Raw genomic sequence first — 17421 nt, 5'->3', positions numbered from 1 at the left:
GTCAGCCGGGCCGCAGCGGTGCCCGCTCGACGACGGTCACCCCGAGGTCGTCCAGGCTCATGCGGCCGCCCTGCTGCCAGGCGTCCTCGAACTCGACGCGGTCCAGTGCATCCGTGGCGCGGGCCACGAGCTCGGTGGTGATCTCCCGACTCGGCCACCGCAGTCCGGCACGCTGGCTGTGAGCGCGGGCGGCGGCGAACAGCCGCACCGCGGCGGGGGCGTCGTCGGCCAGCGCGAGCAGGTCCGCGCGGAGCTCGAGCAGCGTCGGGCCTTCGCGGACCCGCAGCGCGCGGTGCTGGGACACCATCCGGTCCGACCAGCGCAGACCGCTCTCGACGTCGCCGCCCGCCAGGGCGGCGTTCACAGCCGCCTCCGACGCCATCCATGCCACGAAGCTGTTGTCGCCGGCGACGGCGTCGTCGTAAACGGCGCTCGCCCGATCGATCACCTGCTCCGGCTGCGCCGTGCCGGCGCCGGAGAGCAGGGTGCTGAGGTCGGCGAGCAGGTCCAGGCTGCCGTCCGGGGTGGCCACGGCGATCTCCCGCACGTCGGCGGTGTTCGCCCGGCCCGCCTCGTCCTGCTCGGCGACGAACAGCGCACCCGACAGGATGGCCAGCACCTCGCCGCGCAGCGGCGCGTGCTCGTCCGGCGTACCGCGGACGGCATCGTGGCCTGCGGCGATCAGGGGGAGACCGAGGTCGGGCCGGCCGTCCATGGCCAGCGAGCCGCCGAGCATGTACCGCACCAGCGCCCGGTCCAGCGGCATGCCGTCGGCGACCGACGTCGCCCGCTCCTGCCAGTGCCGGGCCTCGACCATCATCCCGCGGTAGTACCAGTAGAGCCCGAGGCGCGAGGCGATCCGGACGCCGCACCGCGACGGGGCGTCGACGAGGTTGCGGTGCAAGGTGGCGCGCAGGGCCACCAGGTCGTCGTCGAGTGCTGCGAACCAGCCGACCTCCCCCGGACGGCCCAGCCGCGGATGCGCGGTGACGAGCTCCTCGACCCAGCGGTCGCGGCGGGCGGTCAGCGCGTCCGGGTCGGCCACCGGATCCTGCCCAGCGGCGTGGGCGGCGTGCCCGCGGACCGTCGCGAGCTGCGCGAACCGGGTGGGCCGTCCCGGACCGGCCGGGCCCAGCGAGACCAGCAACGAGCGGTGCACGAGGCGGGCGAGCAGCTCGTGGGTGTCGCCGATCGGCAGCGCCGCGAGTGCGGCGGCGAGCGCCGGTGTGAACGGACCCGGGACGACCGAGACCGCCCGGTGCAGCGCGGCCTCGTCCGCGGGCAGCACGCGGTAGCTCTGCTCGACGGCGAATCGAACCGTGCGGTGGTGGTCGGCCTTGCGGTGCTCGGGGCGGCCACGGCCGATGCGCGCCAGAGCGCTGGCGTCGGTGCCGACCTGCTCGGCGATCTCGTCGAGCGTGAACGCCCGGGCGCGTGCGGCCGCGAGCTCCATCGCGAGCGGGACGCCGTCGACGGCGCGGCAGATCCGGACGGCCAGCTCCAGGCACTGCGGATCGTCGAGGACGGTGGCGCCGAGGGCGCGGTCCGCCGCGCCGAGCCGCTCGAGGAACAGTGCGACGGCGGGGGAGGTGCGCGCGTCGGCGTCGGGATCCGGCAGGGGCAGAGGGGCGAGGCTCCAGACGACTTCGCCGTCGATGTCGAGCGGCTCGCGGCTCGTGCACAGCACGGCGAGCTCCGTGCCGTCGACGAGCAGGGAGTCGACGAGCTCGGCGACGTCGTCGAGGACGTGCTCGCCGTTGTCGAGCAGCAGCAGCATCCGCCGCCCGCGGCTGAACGCGCGCAGGGCGTCGGCGAAGGTGCCGGCGGTCGGGACGGCGAGGCCGACGGCGGACGCGATCGTCGGCAGGACCTGGTCGCCGCCCTCCGCGGTGGTCAGGTCGACGGCCCAGACGCCGTCGGGGAACCGGGGAGCAACAGCCCGCGCGGCCTCGATCGCGAGCCGGGTCTTGCCGCATCCGGCGGTGCCGACGATCGTCACGAGCGGATGCGCGGCCAGGAGCGCGGCGATGCGGTCGCGCTCGTCGTCGCGCCCGATCATCCGGGTGTGCCGGACCGGGAGGTGCACCTCGACCGCACGGTCGGGCGCCGTCTCCTGCGGTCGTTGCCGCCCGGCGACGGTGCGGGCGGGCCCGAGCAGCGCGGGATCCTCGGCCAGGATCCGGGCCTGAAGCCCCCGCAGCTCCGGACCGGGCTCGACACCGACCTCGTCGAGCAGCAGCTCGCGAGCCGCGCGGAAGGCCGCGAGGGCCTGCTCGGTGCGTCCGCAGCGGTAGGCGGCGAGCATGCGGTGGGCCCACAGCCGCTCGCGCAACGGCGCGGCGGCGATCGCGGGCTCGAGATCGGCCAGGGCGCGCTCGGGATCGCCCACGGCGATCAGCGCCTCGATCCGCCGCTCGCGCACCTGGGCGTGCAGCTCCTCGAGCCGGGCGACCGCGGGGCGGGCCCACGGCTCGTCCGAGACGGGGGTGAAGGGCGTGCCCCGCCACAGTGCGAGGGCCTCGTCGGTGCGCCGCAGGACGCGTTCGGGCTGTCCGTCGGCGAGCAGGGCGACGGCCTCGTCGGCCAGCCGGGCGAAGCGCATCGAGTCGACCTGGTCGGTGGTGGCGAGCAGCCGGTAGCCGGCGGCGTCGCGCAGCAGCAACTCGGCGGGGGCGCCGCGGCCGCGGTCCGGCTCGAGGAGCCGGCGCAGCCGCCAGATGTGCGAGTCGAGCGTCGAGGCCGACCGCGGCGTGGCCTGGCCGCCCCACATGGCCTCGGCCAGTGCGTCCACGCTGACGTGCCGTCCGGCGTGGACGAGCAGCAGGGCGAGGGCGGCGACGAGCCGGATACCGTTGACCGGCAGCGGCGTGTCCTCGCGATCCAGGACGAGGGTGCCCAGATCCCGGAACCGCACCGTGCCCGTCACGTGTGCCCCCCGAACCACATCCCGCCCCGGCTGATCGAGCGTACCGACCGGAATCGCCTGCGTAAGCACTCCGAACGGACCAGAGACGTGGGGGCGCAGCCGGGCGGGAGCGGAACCGTGCCACGATCGGCGCATGCCGTCCTTCCGTCGTCGCAGCGGCCGAGCCGGTGTGGCGGTGCTCGGCGCCGCGCTGCTGGTCGCGCTGGCGTCGTGCTCGGGGCCGTCGGCTCCCGCGCCGTCCGCGCCCGCTCCTGCCGGACCCGTGCCGCCGGCGGCGGCGACGATGCTCGACGGATGGCAGCTCACGCTGCCCGTGCCGGGGTCGAAGGGCGACGCCGAGATCGTGAAACCGGCGACCCTGACGCCGCCCTGGCTCACCGTCGACGACCGCGGCCACCTGGTCTTCTGGGCGCCGGTGAACGGCGTGACGACGAAGAACTCCGAGCACGCGCGCACCGAGCTGGGCCGGCTGGAGAACTTCGCCGCCGGCAGCGGACGGCACACGATGACCGCGTCGCTGACCGTGGCGCAGGTGCCCACCGAGGTGCCCGAGGTCATCGTCGGTCAGATCCACGGCGCCGCGGACATCAGCTCGGTGCCGTTCGTGATGCTGTTCTACGACGGCGGCACGGTGAAGGCCGTGGTCAAACAGGAGCAGTCGGGCAACGCCCACACCGACGTTCCGCTGCTCGACGGCGTCCCCGTCGGCGCCCCGTTCGACTACTCGATCACCGACGGCGGCGACGGCACCCTCACCGTGACCGCGACCTACCAGGGGCGGACCGTGTCCGGGAGCGCGCCGGTCCCGGCGGCGTTCGCGGGGGCGACGGTGCGCTTCCAGGCGGGTGCCTACCAGCAGGCTCCGTCGGGCGGTGACGCGGCGGCGCCCGACGACGGCGCGCGCGTCACCTTCTCGTCGCTCGACGTCGGAACGGGGGCCGCGCCGTCGTCGTCGTGACAGCACGGCCTCCGCAGGCGGGAGTTCAGCGGGAGAACCGCGGGCGCAGCGCCGCGTAGAGCGCGAAGGCCAGCGCGATGCCCACCTCGAAGGTGAGGTCGCCGAGGCCGGGGAACGCCCGGACCAGCAGGCCGAGTAGGCGGTCTGGTTGCAGAACAGGGCGATCGAGACGACGGCGGCCACGGTCATCGCGATGGGGCCTGCCCAGTTGCGGTGCGTGCGGTCGGTCAGCACCGGCAGGGCGTCGCCCGGGATGCGCCCCAGCAGCCGGTCGGCGAGCACGACGCCCAGCCACGGGCCGATCCAGTAGGCGGTCACCAGCAGGAAGTTGCCGAACGACGAGGTGTCGTGCACCACCGCCAGCGCGACGGTGAGGCTGACCAGCCCGATGACCACGGCGATCGCGGCGCGGGCGAACGCCGTGGGGAGCCGCACGCCCATGGCGGCGAACGACAGCGCGCTGGAGTAGAGGTTGACCGAGTTCGCCGACAGGGCACCGATGAAGATCGCGATCAGGGTCAGGTGGCCGAGCCAGCCAGGCATCAGCGAGGCGTAGGAGGCGGCGGGGTCGTCGTTGTTCCAGCTCGCGACGCCGACGGCGGTGACGGCGGCGGCACCGGCGATCTGCAGCACCGTGGAAGAGGTGAAATTGCCCAGTGCCGCGAACACACCGGCGCTGCGGGCCTGGTCGGGACGCAGGTAGCGGGCGTAGTCGGCGGCGTTGACCATCCAGCCGCCGGTGTAGCCGAACGACGAGCCGACGACGATCCAGAAGGCGCCCGGAACGGCCTGGTGGGCGGCGCCGGGATCGGCCTTGAGCAGGACGAGGACCGCGCCGGCCGCGAAGATGACGGTCAGCACGGGGAAGGCGACCCGCTCGACCATCTGCACCACGTCGTGGCCGAAGAACGCGATCACCAGAGTGATCGCCATGGCGACGACCAGCGACAGGTACGGGTTCCAGCCCGTCAGTGTCGAGAGCGCGAGCGCCCCGCTGACGCTGTTCACCGAGAGCCAGCCGACACCGCCGAGGATCGAGTTGCACCCGGCCGGGAGCAGGTTGCCCCAGAAGCCGAAGGCCTTGCGGTCCAGTGCCATCTGACCGAGACCCGTCTGCCGGGGGTGGGGCCGAGGTGACCCGCGCAGCGTGCGTGGTCGAGATCCAAAGGCCCGCCAACCGACGTTGGAGTGTGCGTGAAGCGTCAACGCACGACGGCCCGCGCACCCCCTTGGCGCGGGCCGTCGTACGTCGGTTGCTCAGGAGCCCATCTGGTTGTTGCCCTGAGCGAGCATCGTGGCCAGGGCCTGCTGGGTGGCGGCGTTCATCGTGCCGGTCTGGGGCAGGCCCGCGTCGCGCTGCAGGTAGGTGATCGCGACGACGGTCTGGTTGTTCATCGTGCCGGTGAACGAACCCTCGTAGTAGTCGAGCCGGGCCAGCTCGCGCTGCAGCGTCTCGACCGCGGCCGACGGCGCTGTCGGGGCCACGCGGCTCGACGGGATCGCAGGCGCCCTGTGCGGGACGACGGCCGTGGCGTGTGCGGCCGGCGCCGGAGCCGGCGTCGACTGCTGCGCGGAGCCGATGCCCATGCCCAGGACCACGGCGGTGGCGATCCCGGCGCCGGCGAGGACGCCGACCGCGGCGACGACGGCGGCCCGGCCCCGAGAGGAACGGGCCGGGGAGTCGGTGGTGCCGACCGGGGTGGTGGGCGTGGTGGTGGTCATTTCCTTATCTCCTTTATCTGCTTTCGGGCTGCTGCCCTGATGTCCCAAGAATGGCCGGGCATGGTCACCCGCACCGTCGATCGATCCGTGGACGGGGCGGCTGACCTGCATGTCCGTCGATCGGTGGACACGGGTTCAGCCGGCGCCACCACCACCTGGCCGATCCCGGTTCCCGACACGTTGGAGTGCCATTGGAGTCGGCGGGCCCATGATGGGCGGGCGCACGAACCGACAAGAGGAGCGCAATTGTGAACGGCGAGATCTACCTGGAGGCGCTTGTCGCCACGTTGAAGGAGGCCGGTGACCGCACCGTCCTGGAGCACGACGGCGTGGCGACGACGGCGGCGGACCTCCTGGCGTCGGCCTACCGCTATGCCCGTGCCCTCGACGGCCTCGGGGTAGGCCGCGGCGACCTCGTCGCCCTCCACGCGCCGAACAGCCCGGACGCGCTCGCCGTCCGTTACGCCGCGCACCTCGTCGGCGCCGCCACCATGTACCTGCCGGCGCTACCCGAGGCGCAGCAGCGTGCGGCACTCCTGGAGTTCATCGCGCCGGACCTGCTGGTCGCGTTCCCCAAGACCGCGCACCTGCTCCCGCTCGCCGACACCGTGCGCGTCGCCGTGGTCGGCTGCGACGCGCCGGGCGCACGGCTGCGGCTCGACCGGCGGGCGTACGGGGCGTCGTCGGCGCCGCTGCCCTGCCGGGCCCGCCCCGACGACCTCGCCGTCGTCATCTCCTCAGGCGGCTCCACCGGGGTCCCGAAGGGCAGCCTCCGGTCGTTCGCGACGTACACCACCACCGTCACCGCGCCCGTCGACCCCGCACGGCGGCAGCTTGCGAACGGCCCCCTGGCCCACCTGACGCAGCTGCTCGTCGACACGACGCTGCTCGGTGGCGGCACGGTCGTGCTGCAGGACGAGGTGGAGCCCGCCCCGACGCTCGCGGCGATCGAGTCGGCCCGCATCACCGACCTGTTCCTCGTCGAGCCGCAGCTGTTCGAGGTGATCGACCACCCGGACGTCGCGACGCGCGACCTGTCGTCGCTGCGGACGGTCGTGCACATCGGCGCCTCGGCGCCCGCCACCCTGCGCCGGCGTGCCCGGGCCCGGCTCGGCGCCGTGGTCGCGCACACCTACGGCGCGAGCGAGACCGGCATCGTCAGCGCGCTGTCGCCCGCCGAGCACGACCGGCCCGAGCGGTTCACCTGTGCAGGCCGGGTCCGTCCCGGCGTCGAGGTCCGGTTCCGGCGCAGCGACGGCTCGCTCGCCGGGCCGAGGGAGCCGGGCGTGGTGGAGGTCCGCTCGCCGCAGGTCGCCTCGGGCTACCGCAACCGGCCCGACGAGGCGGCCGCGGCCTTCGTCGACGGCTGGTACTGCACGGGTGACGTCGCGCGCCTGGACGCCGAGGGCTACCTGTACATCCTCGGCCGGGCCGGTGACCTGGCCACCGCTCCCGTCCGCGCCGACGGCACCGTCGTCACCCCGACCGCGGTGCAGGACACCCTGTGCGGCCTGCCGGGCATCCGCTACGCGGTCGTCGTCCCCGACCGCGACACCGGACGCTGGGTCGCCGCCGTCGTCACCACCGCCACCCCCGTCGCGCCGACGGTCCGGACGGCGGTCGCGGCAGCGCACGGCGCGGAGGCTGCCGACATGCTGGTCGTCGTGCCCGTCGAGCAGATGCCGCTGACGGAGCAGGGCAAGCCGGACCGCCCGGCCATCCGCCGGCTCGGCGTCCTCGCGGCGGCGTGAGGCGTCAGCGCCGGGCGAGCAGTGGGCGCAGCACCGCGTACAGGGCGAAGGCCAGCACGAGGCCGACCTCCAGCGTGAGGTCACCGACCTCCGGGAACGCCCGAGGAATCGGCCCGACGTACGCGGCCTGGTTGCCGAAGAGGGCGACCGAGACGACGAGCGCGACGGCCATGGCGATTGGGCCCGCGCGGTTCACGTGGCTGCGGTCGGTGAACACGTGGAGGTCGCCGTCGGGGTGGCGCCACAGCAGCCGGTCGGCGAGCACGACCCCGATCCACGGGGCCGTCCAGTACGACACCACCAGCAGGTAGTCGGTGAACCGGTTGACCTCCTGCAGCACCAGCACGCCGATCACCAGCGCGACCAGGCCCATGACCAGCGCGAGCACGGCGCGGCCGAACGCGGTGGGCAGCCGCACGCCCAGTGCGGCGAGCGACAGCGAGCTGGAGTAGAGGTTCAACGAGTTCGCCGCGAGGGAGCCGAGGAAGACGCCGAGCAGGGTCACCGTGCCGAGCCAGCCGGGCAGCAGGGAGACGTACGAGGCGACCGGGTCGGCGTCGTTCCAGGCCGCCGCGCCCACGGCCGTCACGGCGGCGGCGCCGGCGACCTGCAGGAGCGTGACCGAGGTGAAGAGTCCGAGAGCGGCGGACAGCCCGGCTCGGCGGGCCTGGCCGGGCCGCAGGTAGCGGGCGTAGTCCGCGGCGCAGGTGCACCACCCGCCCGACTGCCCGAACGCCGTGCCCGCGACGATCAGGACGGCGCCCGGCACCGGGGAACCGCCGGTGTCCGTCCGGACCTGCGCGAGGATGAGCGCCACCCCGACCAGGAAGACCACCGCGAGGATCGGGAAGGCGACCTTCTCGAACACCTGCACCAGGTTGTGCCCGAACACCGCGATGCACAGGGTGATCACCATCGCGAGGCCGAGACAGAAGTAGGGGCTCCAGCCGGTCAGTGTGGCGAGCGCCAGCGCCCCGCTGATGCTGTTCACGGCCAGCCAGCCCAGGCCGCCCAGAACGGCGTTGAGGCCGGCGGGAAGCAGGTTGCCGCGGAAGCCGAACGGCTTGCGGCTCAGCGCCATCTGGGCCAGCCCCGTCCGTGGCCCCCACGAGGCGAACACACCGTGGAACACCGCGCCGAGTGCGTTGCCCAGCACCAGCGCGGCGACGGCCTGCCAGAAGGTCAGCCCGAAGACGAGCACGGCGAGGACCCCGACGAGCACGGTGGCGAACTCCATGTTCGGCGACGTCCAGATCCACGCCTGCTGGTAGGCGCTCCCGTGGCGCTCCTCGATCGGGATCGGCTCGGCGCCGCCCGGCTCAACGGCCGTGATCCTGGTGCCGTACTCGCGCTGCAGGGTCTCGAGTGAGGGGCTCGCGACCATCGGCGCGCCTTTCCCGCCGGGCCGGTCGGCCGGGAGCGTGACCGTGGAGAACTTAATGATTCCTGAGGAGGGTGTCGACGGTTCGTCCGGAACGTGCGAGCTGTCCGTCCACGCCGGGCAGCGGAAGGTCGACCGTGGCGACGGTGCCCGCTGTGGGCGCCGGGGTCACGGTGAGGGAGCCACCCGCCGCCTCCACCCGCAGCACGTGCGACGTGAGGCCGACGTGACCCTCGCCCAGCCGGTGCGCGACCTGCGTGTCGTCCACGCCCACGCCGTCGTCGGTCACCACGAGGCGGGCGTGCCCGTCGGCCAGTGCCAGGTCGACCGCGACGTGCGTGGCCTCAGCGTGCTTGACGACGTTGCCCAGCAGCTCGCGGGCGGTCCGGTAGAGCAGCCCGTCGACCGGCGTTCGGTCGTCGGCCGGCCATCGGTCCAGGTCGAGCTCGGCGGTGAACCCGCCACGGGCGGCGGCCGACGCGACCAGGTCGCGCAGCGCGGCGGGCAGTCCGGCGCGCTCCAGGACCGCCGGATGCAGCTCCGCCACCGTCGATCGCAGGAGCCGCGACGACTCCAGGAGTGCCTCCTCCAGCCGGTCGAAGGCTTCGGCCGCGCCGGTGTCGCGGGCCTCGTCGAGGTCCTGGCGGGCCGCGAGCACGTACTGCAGCGCGCCGTCGTGCAACTGCTCGGAGAGCGTCCGCCGCTCGCTCCGTTCCAGATCGGTCAGCTCGGCGAGCAGATCGGTACGGGCCTGCACCAGCCGGCCGATCGTCTCCACCCGCGAGCGCTGGATCCACGACAGGGCCACACACGCCGCCCCGACGCCCGCCATCACGAGCGTGCGCAGCAGCAATGACGGCCACGGCTCGTCGTTCGAGGTCTGCGTCGCGATGCCCGCCACCAGGTAGACCAGTACGGCGGGCACGACCACGGCGGCGCACACGCGCGGCCGCAGCGTCGCCGAGGCGAGCACCGGGACGAGCAGGAAGCCGGTGGTCAGCACGTACGCCGTCCAGCTCTGAGGTGCGGAGATCCCGGTGAGCAGGGTGAGCAGGGTGAGGACCGCGAGGTCGAGGAACAGCGCCAGCCACGCCCAGCGCGCGACGGCGAGGCCGCCGTCGCGCGCCCACACCGCGACGCCGAGCGCGGCGATCGCGTACCCGATGGCCACCGCGGCGCACCCGGCGCGGTGATCCGCGGGCGGGATCGCCAGCACCGTGACCGCGACGAACACCACGAGCACGCCGCGGACCGCGAGCTGCAGCCGCACCCCGAGCCCGGCGTGCTCGGAGGCGATCGCCACGACGTCCGGTCCGAGGGGTTGGTCCGCTGCGGTCGGTGTCGCGGCGGGTGCGGACACGGATACCTCCGGGGTGGTGGGGTGCGCCGAGATTGCACCACGGGGCACCGACGATCCCTATGCTGCGCCGGGGTGAGCGAGCTTGCGAGCGAACCAGTGTCACAGCGCCTGTGCGAAGCGCCGACCGAGCGCAGCGAGGGAGAGCGATGAGTTCCTCCGACGCGCGGGTCCGGGTCGTGGTGGCCGACGACCATCCCTTCTTCCGCGACGGGGTGAGCCGGGGGCTGACCATGAGCGGCCGGATCGAAGTCGTCGCGGAGGCCGACGACGGCCGCGCGGCACTCGAGGCGATCCGTCGCGAGAAGCCGGACGTCGCTCTCGTCGACCACGAGATGCCCGACATCGACGGGCTGGGCGTGGTCAGGGCGACGGTCCGCGACGGGCTGCCGACCCGGGTGCTGCTGCTGTCCGCGCACACGGACAGCAGCATCGTGTTCCAGGCGGTGGAGGCCGGCGCTGCCGGCTACCTCAGCAAGGACGCGCGCCGGGCGGAGATCGTCGAGGCGGTGCTGGACGTGGCGCGCGGGAAGACGGTCCTCCCGCCTGGGGTCGCCGCCGGCCTGGCGGGGGAGATCCGGATGCGGGCGCAGACGTCCGGGCCGGCGCTGAGCGAGCGCGAGCGGCAGGTGCTGCAGGGGTTCGCACGCGGGTTGTCCGTGCCGCAGATGGCGGCGGAGCTGTTCCTCGGGGTGAGCACGGTCAAAACCCACACCCAGCGGCTGTACGAGAAGCTGGGGGTCTCCGACCGCGCGGCGGCGGTGGCGGAGGGCATGCGAAGGGGTCTTGTCGAGTGACCAGCAGCGTGAACGACGGCGCCGCGCCCACCCGGTAGGGCGGACGCGGCGCGGGTTTCCCGGACGCACCCGGGTCACCGGGTGGCGGGCCGGCGGGCGGACATCGCGGTGCCGACCACCAGGCTGCCGATCGCGAGCCCGATCACCAGGTTCACCACCGCGATCGCGACGGCGGCGGCCGTCGGCACGCTGCTCAGTAGGGGCAGGACGACCGCGGCGGCCGTCGAGAGGCCGATGATCCAGCCGAGGTAGGACAGCGGCTCCGGGGTGGAGACCATCAGCAGGTGCGCGATCCCGGTGGCGGCGAGCGCGGCGACGGCGGCGAACAGGCACAGCAGGCCGGCGTTGCCGGCATTGACGGCGTGGGCGGCGGACGCACCGACCGGCGCGTGCTCGAAGAGGACCCGGATCACGAGGGTGCCGACCAGGCCGACGAGCGCGGCGACCGCGGCGGTGGCCAGTCCGCCGGTCCACAGGCGGGTCGGGTTGAGCACCAGCCCGGTCGAATGCCGGTCGGCGGGGCGGTCGGTGTGCTCGGCGGTCGGCAGCGGCATGCGGAGCGTGTCGTCGTCGGCGGTGGCGAAAGTGTCGTAGTAGGGGGTGTCCGCATAAGAGGTGGTCGCGGTGGTCATCTCGCTGCTCCGTCCGGTCTGCCGGGCTTGTTGTCCGACACCCCTGACGATGCCCCGCGGGAAGCCGCGGCACAGTCGACGGATTGGCCCCTGTGCCGGTCGACGTGGCCGTCCACCGATCGGTGGACAGGGGTCAGGCGGTCCGCCGGTCGGCGGGCGGGGCGGAGGGCGATCCGACCCCGCCGACGGTCCTCGGCACGAGCAGCTCCCCGATTCCGGGCAGCGCGAGGAAGCCCTCGGCGCCGGCGTAACGCAGTCCCACCCGCGGCAGGTCCCTCCGGCGGCGGTAGGCGAGCACCCGCGGCAGCCACTCCGGGTCGAACTTCGCGTTGAAGTCGTGCAGCGACCTGATCTGGAAGAACGGGTTGAGCACGCCGACCGCCCACCGGGCCGCACGCTGGGCGGCGGTGAACGGCACGTCGTCGGCGAACAGCCGCCCCCACATCGCGAAGTTCATCGACAGCCGCGCCACCCCCCGGTCGCGCAGCGCCCCGGCGGTGGAGGCGATGAGGAACTCCGTCATCCCGTTGGGGGCGTCGGGGTCGTGCCGCATGAGGTCGAGCGTGTAGCCGAACGAGGGCCCGTAGGCGGGTACCAGCCGCAGGAACCCCGACGGCGTGCCGTCGTCGCGCAGCGCCACGCACAGCAGGAACTCCGGGTTCGCCCCGGCGCCGCGGACGTCCTGCGAGAGCGACATCGTGAAGCCGCGCTCGGGGTTCTTGCCCCGCCAGCGCGCGCTGATGGCGTTGAGCTGCTCCACGAGCGGCGCAGAGGCGTTCGACTCCGCCACGAGCTGGAAGCGGTGCGTCCGCCCCACCCGCCGCACGGCCGCCCGCAGGCTCTTGTGCCGCGCGCCCTCCAGGGAGAACCGGCGGCAGTCGACGATCGCCTCGTCGCCCAGGTAGAACGCCGAGAACCCGCGCGACGCGTAGAGCGGCATGCTGGCCTCGCGTGCGGCGAGCAGCGCGGGGGTCCAGGCCCGCTCGTCGCACATCTCGAGGAACTCGTCGAACACCGCCACCACCGATCCCTGCGCGCCGATCGGGTCGCCGGACACCAGCGCGTAGCCGCCGATGTAGGTGTAGGCGAGGAACGCCTCGCCGTCGCGGGCGAAGAAGAAGTTCTTGTCGTCGCGCAGGGCGAAGTAGGCCAGCGTGTCCCAGCCGTAGGTGTGCACGAGGCGCGTGGCGTGCTCCCAGTCGCCCTCGGTGTGCTCGGTGCGCGCTGCCAGGGGGCGAAACAGCAGGATCGCGAGCACGATCAGGCCGACGACGCCCAGGGCGAGCAGTGCCGCCGTGAAGTAGGCGGCGAAGAACGGCGACCGGTACGTGTACGGGCCGTCGAGTCCGACAAGCCCGCCGAACACCGTCTCCAGCACGCCCCCGGGCGTGAGGTCCGGGTCGAGCCGACTCCGCTCCGCCCACAGCGCGACGACGCCGAAGACGAGCACGGCCGCCAGGTACACCGGCACGAACCGGACGAGGCGGAACAGCGACGGCGGGTCGACGGGCGCTCCGAAGGACTTCCGGTACGCCAGCAGCGCAACGAACATACCGACGCAGAACGCCAGCGCTATCGGGTGCGGGCCCCTGACCAGGTGCGCGACCGCGCCCAGCACGAACAGTGCCACGGCCACCCGCCACGCCGAGTGCTTGCCCTTGCCGAGCTGGTCGGCGAGCAGGATCAGCAGCAGCCCGGCGATCACCGACACGACGTGGCCGGCGACCGGCACCCACAGCGGCCCGAAGGCGTCTTCGCGGGTGTCGAACCGCGACGCCACGTTCGGGATCATGCTCAACAGCTGCAGCACGCCGCACAGCGCGGTCAGGGCGGCGATCGTCGTGACCGCGCGCGGCTGCAGCCCCGTCCGGCGCTCGGGCGGGGTGATGGGGTGCGTCGACGGGGCCATCGACGGCAGGGTGGCCACCGAGGAGGTCGACGCCAGGTCGCCGGCGGGGTCCGCAGAGCCGGCGACGCTGCCCGAGGCGATCGGGGTGGGCGCCGCGAGCGGGCGTGGGGCGCCGCCGGGCCCACCGCCCGGGGGCGGAACGAACTCCGGGCGCAGCGTCGGGAAGAGGATCACCTCGCGGATCGAGTCGACGCCGGCCAGCAGCATGACCAGCCGGTCGATCCCGATGCCGAGCCCGCCCGTCGGCGGCATGCCGTGCTCCAGCGCGCGGATGTGGCTGCGGTGGCGTCGGTGGCGTACCGGTACGGGTAGCTGGCGCGCGCGTCGTCGGCCTTGCGCAGGCGCTGCGCGCGTTGGCTGCCGGCAGGGGCGGGCGTGCCGCCGGCAGGGAGATCGGCATCCGAGGCCACCTGGCCGACGATAGGAGCGCAGCGCACGCGCGGCGCACCGCGGTCCACAAATCCTGCGAGTCCTGCGTCGGCGGACACGAGGTTCGCGCTTCCGCACGGCGGATGAGGTCCCGCCCGGCGTTGCCCCCGCCGGTCGGGCCGGGTACGCATCGGTCACACGGAAGGAGACGACCGGATGACCCAGTCGCACAACCCCCCGATCGACCCGGACACCGTCGCGGAGATCGCTCCTGGTGAGGGACCCGGAGCCGGCTCCGTCGAGTACGGCGGCAGCGAGATCCACGCGGACGGCGCCGGATCGGGCGCAGGATCGGGCGCCGACACGGCCGGGGGCGGCGGGGCCGTCACGACCGAGGCCGGCACCTTCGAGGACCTGCCTCCCGGTGAGGAGGACCAGGGGGAGTAGCCGTCCCCGGTCCGTTTCCCTGGATCAACGTAGGTACACGGCCGTGAGCGGGGTGAGGGTGCGGGTCGGAGCCGGCACGGCGGTCGATCCGTCGGCGGCGCCGAGCAGGGTGAGGTCGTCCGCCCAGCGGCGCATCGACGGGCCGTAGCGGACCACCGCGGGGGCCAGCCCGGCGACGGCACGCTCCCGCCCGGCGTCGAGCGCGCCGGCCACCCGCGCGTGCACGAGGGCGCGCTGCGGCGTCGCGTACAGGCTCAGAGCCCCGGCAACCGCCGCGAGCAGCGACACCGTGGTCAGCGCGGCCGGCAGGCCCACGCCGCCGACGAGCAGCCCGATCAGGGGCGGGCCGCCGAGCAGTCCGGTGTAGCCGACCGTCGAGGCCAGGGCCACCCCCTTCGACCCGCCGAGAGCACCCGCACGGGCGATCGCGAGCGGGAACACGTTGGCCAGACCCAGCCCGACCAGCGCGAAGCCGGCCAGCGCCACCTCGGCGGACGGGGCGAGGGCGGCGGCGAGCATGCCGATCGCGGCGAGTGCGGAGCCGAGGACGAGGACGTGCGTCGCCCCGAAGGACCGCACCAACCGGCTGCCGAGGAGGCGCCCGCAGGCCATCGCCAGCGAGAACGCGGCGTATCCGGCGGCAGCCATGGCCGGGGTCGCCGCCAAGGTCTCCCGCAGGTGCAGGGCGCCCCAGTCGGTGATCGCGCCCTCGCCGTAGGCCGTGCAGCCGGCGATCAGGCCGAGCACGACGAGCAGGCGACGAGGAGCGGTCGACGCGTGTCGCGGCTCGGCGGCCGGCGCGACGGACACCTGCCGGCCCGCATCACCGGCGACGAGCACCGGCGCGATCGCGGCGGTGAGCAGCACTCCGACCGCGCCCACGGCCAGCAGGTGCGTGGCCACCCCGCCGAGCCCGGACGCGACGCCGCCGACGGCCGCCCCGAAGAGCCCGCCGAAGCTGAACGCGGCGTGCAGCCCGGGCATGATCGGGCGGTCGCCCGCGGCCTCGAGCCGGACGCCGGCGCTGTTGGCGGCCACGTTGACCGCTCCGGTCGCCGCGCCGAAGGCGAGCAGCGCCGCGCCGAGCTCGGGCAGCGTCCGGGCGAGGCCGGGCAGGGTGACCGCCACGCAGATCAGCACCGCGGACACGCTGGCGACCAGCCCGGCACCCAGGCGGGCGCACAGTGCCCCGGCGAGCTGCATGCTCGCCAGCGCACCGATCGAGACGCACAGCAGAGCGAGGCCGAGCGCCGTGTGCGAGGCGCCGACCTGCGTGGTGACGTCGGGGATGCGTGCGGCCCAGCTGCCGAAGACGGCGCCGTCGAAGGCGAAGAGGGCGGCGACGGCGGTCAGCAGCCTCGTGGGCGACGGGATGGAGCCGCGGCGCGCACGGCGCGGGCGGTCCAGGAGGACGGACATGACTCAACCTCGGTGGTGGTGGGACGGGACGTGCACGCCGTCGGGCACCTACCCCAGTATCGTCGGAATCGATTCAGACGTTAGGAGGAATCACGTGAGTGCACTCACGTGACAGGCCTCTCACCGGCAACTTCGTCGACGAACGCGGCCCGTCGGCCGGCGACGTGCCGGCGCTGGGCTTCGCTGAGGGGCAGGGCCAGCGCCTCGTCGAACGCCGTACGTGCCTCGTCCACGCGTTCCAGCCGGACCAGCAATTCGGCGCGGGTCGCGTGCCAGAGCGGGTAGCCGCCCAGAGTCGCGAGGGCGTCCAGCTCCGCCATCGCCGCCTGCGGACCGCGGCACTCGCCGACCGCGACGGCCCGGTTGAGCCGCACCACCGGTGTGTCGTGCACGGTGAGCAACACGTCGTACCACGACAGGATCGCCGACCAGTCGGTGTCGCACGAGGCGGGGGCCAGAGCGTGGCAGGCGGCGATGGCGGCCTGGACCACGTACGGATCGGGGCGCCCGGGGCTGCGGCGCAGCCCTTCGCCGACGAGCACCACGCCCTCGGTGATCGACGGACGATGCCACTGCGCGCGGTCCTGCTCGGCCAGCGGCACGGCGTCGCCGGCTGCGGTGAAACGGGTGGAGCGCCGCGAGTCCTGCAGCAGCAGCAGTGCCAGCAGGCCGAGCACCGCCGGCTCGTCCGGCATCAGCCCGTGCAACAGCCGGGCCAGGCGCAGGGCCTCGTCGGCGGCCGTCGCGCCGTCGGCCCGTCCGTAGCCCTCGGTGAACAGCAGGTACACCGTCGCCGCGACCCCGTGCAGCCGGTCGGGCAGCTCCGCGGCGTCCGGCACCCGGTACGGGATGTGGGCCCGAGCGATCTTCTGCTTCGCCCGAATCAGGCGTTTGGACATCGTCGCCTCGGGGACGAGCAGCGCACGGCCCACCTCGGCGGTGGACAGCCCGCAGAGCGTGTGCAGGGCCAGTGCGACCTGTGTCTCGAGCGCCAGCGCCGGATGGCAGCAGGTGAACACCAGCCGCAACTGGTCGTCGCGCAGCATCTCGGGTGGCTCGTCGGCGGGCGGCTCCAGCAGACGCACGGCCTCGGCCTCCTTCCCGGTTCGGGCGGACTCCCGACGGACGAGGTCGACGGCCCGGTTGCGCGCGGTGAGCGTCATCCACGCCCGCGGCTGCGGCGGGACGCCGGTGCGCGGCCAGGTGTCCAGTGCCCGCAGGACCGCGTCCTGCACGGCGTCCTCGGCGAGCTGTAGATCTCCTGTGTGCCGCACGAGCGTGGCCAGCACACGCCGGCCCTCGTCGCGCACGAGGCGGACGAGGGCGGCGTGCGCCGGATCGGGCAGGGTCATGCGAACTCGATCACCGGCCGGACCTCCACCGCCCCGTGCCAGGCCCCGGGGATGCGGGCCGCCGTGGCGATCGCCTCGTCGAGGTCGGCGCACTCCAGCAGGTAGAAGCCGTTGAGCACCTCCTTGGTCTCGGCGTACGGGCCGTCAGTCGTCACGACGTCGCCGCCCTTGCCGCCGATCACCCGCACCACCGTGGCCGTGGACGTCGGGTAGAGGCCCTCGCCGCCGCGGATGACCGCCGCGGCGGCCTTGCTGAACTCGGCGTACTCGCTGGACATCTCGCGCGGCGAGCCGTCGCCCCGGTCGAGTTCGGCACCGTAGATGAGCGCGGCGTACAGAGTCATCGGGATCCTCCTGAGGGGGTCGGGGCCCGGCATGGTCGCCGGTGCTCATCCTGGGGA

Annotated in this window: 12 protein-coding genes and 2 pseudogenes; 4 read left to right on the top strand and 10 right to left on the bottom strand. The window is 73.9% G+C overall.

Going from position 1 to position 17421, the window contains the following annotated elements; translation table 11 throughout:
- Nucleotide 1 precedes the first annotated feature (1 nt).
- A complete protein-coding gene (locus RM445_RS11570; protein WP_311556182.1) occupies nt 2-2926 on the bottom strand; it encodes a BTAD domain-containing putative transcriptional regulator in 2925 nt (974 codons plus the stop codon).
- Between the two features lie 133 nt (nt 2927-3059).
- Between RM445_RS11570 and RM445_RS11565 the strand changes: the two genes are divergently transcribed.
- Nucleotides 3060-3884: a polysaccharide lyase family 7 protein gene (locus tag RM445_RS11565; protein WP_311556181.1), complete on the top strand. Its 825-nt coding sequence runs from the start codon at nt 3060-3062 to the stop codon at nt 3882-3884.
- 216 nt (nt 3885-4100) lie between these two features.
- On the opposite strand, the pseudogene RM445_RS32370 reads toward RM445_RS11565, so the two are convergent.
- Nucleotides 4101-4982, bottom strand: a pseudogene (locus tag RM445_RS32370) (purine-cytosine permease family protein); the annotation flags it as partial.
- 159 nt (nt 4983-5141) lie between these two features.
- Complete coding sequence (locus tag RM445_RS11555) at nt 5142-5606, bottom strand: peptidoglycan-binding domain-containing protein (RefSeq protein ID WP_311556179.1); 465 nt, start codon at nt 5604-5606, stop codon at nt 5142-5144.
- Nucleotides 5607-5854: 248 nt separating this feature from the next.
- Between RM445_RS11555 and RM445_RS11550 the strand changes: the two genes are divergently transcribed.
- A complete protein-coding gene (locus RM445_RS11550) occupies nt 5855-7357 on the top strand; it encodes a class I adenylate-forming enzyme family protein (RefSeq protein ID WP_311556178.1) in 1503 nt (500 codons plus the stop codon).
- A gap of 4 nt (nt 7358-7361) precedes the next feature.
- Here RM445_RS11550 and RM445_RS11545 read toward each other — a convergent pair whose 3' ends face one another.
- Nucleotides 7362-8741, bottom strand: coding sequence for a purine-cytosine permease family protein (locus RM445_RS11545; RefSeq protein WP_311556177.1), 1380 nt, complete (start codon nt 8739-8741; stop codon nt 7362-7364).
- Between the two features lie 52 nt (nt 8742-8793).
- The gene (locus RM445_RS11540; protein ID WP_311556176.1) at nt 8794-10098 is read right to left on the bottom strand and encodes a sensor histidine kinase; all 1305 of its coding nucleotides are present in this window, start codon (nt 10096-10098) and stop codon (nt 8794-8796) included.
- 146 nt (nt 10099-10244) lie between these two features.
- Between RM445_RS11540 and RM445_RS11535 the strand changes: the two genes are divergently transcribed.
- A complete protein-coding gene (locus tag RM445_RS11535; protein WP_311556175.1) occupies nt 10245-10892 on the top strand; it encodes a response regulator transcription factor in 648 nt (215 codons plus the stop codon).
- A 74-nt stretch (nt 10893-10966) separates the two neighbouring features.
- On the opposite strand, the gene RM445_RS11530 is transcribed toward RM445_RS11535, so the two are convergent.
- Together RM445_RS11530 and RM445_RS11525 are read right to left on the bottom strand one after the other, a co-directional pair.
- Entirely contained in the window at nt 10967-11524 is a 558-nt protein-coding gene (locus RM445_RS11530) for a hypothetical protein (protein WP_311556174.1), read from the bottom strand.
- A 133-nt stretch (nt 11525-11657) separates the two neighbouring features.
- Nucleotides 11658-13706, bottom strand: a pseudogene (locus RM445_RS11525) (phosphatidylglycerol lysyltransferase domain-containing protein); the annotation flags it as partial.
- Between the two features lie 312 nt (nt 13707-14018).
- Between RM445_RS11525 and RM445_RS11515 the strand changes: the two are divergent.
- Nucleotides 14019-14249 carry a hypothetical protein gene (locus tag RM445_RS11515; protein ID WP_311556173.1) on the top strand — a complete coding sequence of 77 codons (231 nt, stop codon included), beginning with the start codon at nt 14019-14021 and terminating at the stop codon, nt 14247-14249.
- A gap of 24 nt (nt 14250-14273) precedes the next feature.
- On the opposite strand, the gene RM445_RS11510 is transcribed toward RM445_RS11515, so the two are convergent.
- The 3 genes from RM445_RS11510 to RM445_RS11500 all read right to left on the bottom strand — a co-directional run bounded on the left by RM445_RS11510 (nt 14274) and on the right by RM445_RS11500 (nt 17364).
- Nucleotides 14274-15668 (bottom strand): MFS transporter, encoded by a 1395-nt coding sequence (locus RM445_RS11510; protein ID WP_311556172.1) that lies wholly within the window; start codon nt 15666-15668, stop codon nt 14274-14276.
- A 104-nt stretch (nt 15669-15772) separates the two neighbouring features.
- The gene (locus tag RM445_RS11505) at nt 15773-17020 is read right to left on the bottom strand and encodes an RNA polymerase sigma factor (protein ID WP_311556171.1); all 1248 of its coding nucleotides are present in this window, start codon (nt 17018-17020) and stop codon (nt 15773-15775) included.
- The gene (locus RM445_RS11500; RefSeq protein WP_311556170.1) at nt 17017-17364 is read right to left on the bottom strand and encodes a YciI family protein; all 348 of its coding nucleotides are present in this window, start codon (nt 17362-17364) and stop codon (nt 17017-17019) included. Before RM445_RS11500 ends, RM445_RS11505 begins: the two co-directional genes overlap by 4 nt.
- Nucleotides 17365-17421: the final 57 nt, after the last annotated feature.

Source organism: Pseudonocardia charpentierae (assembly GCF_031845345.1).
Lineage (GTDB): Bacteria > Actinomycetota > Actinomycetes > Mycobacteriales > Pseudonocardiaceae > Pseudonocardia > Pseudonocardia charpentierae.
This window is presented reverse-complemented; position numbering and strand designations above follow the sequence as displayed.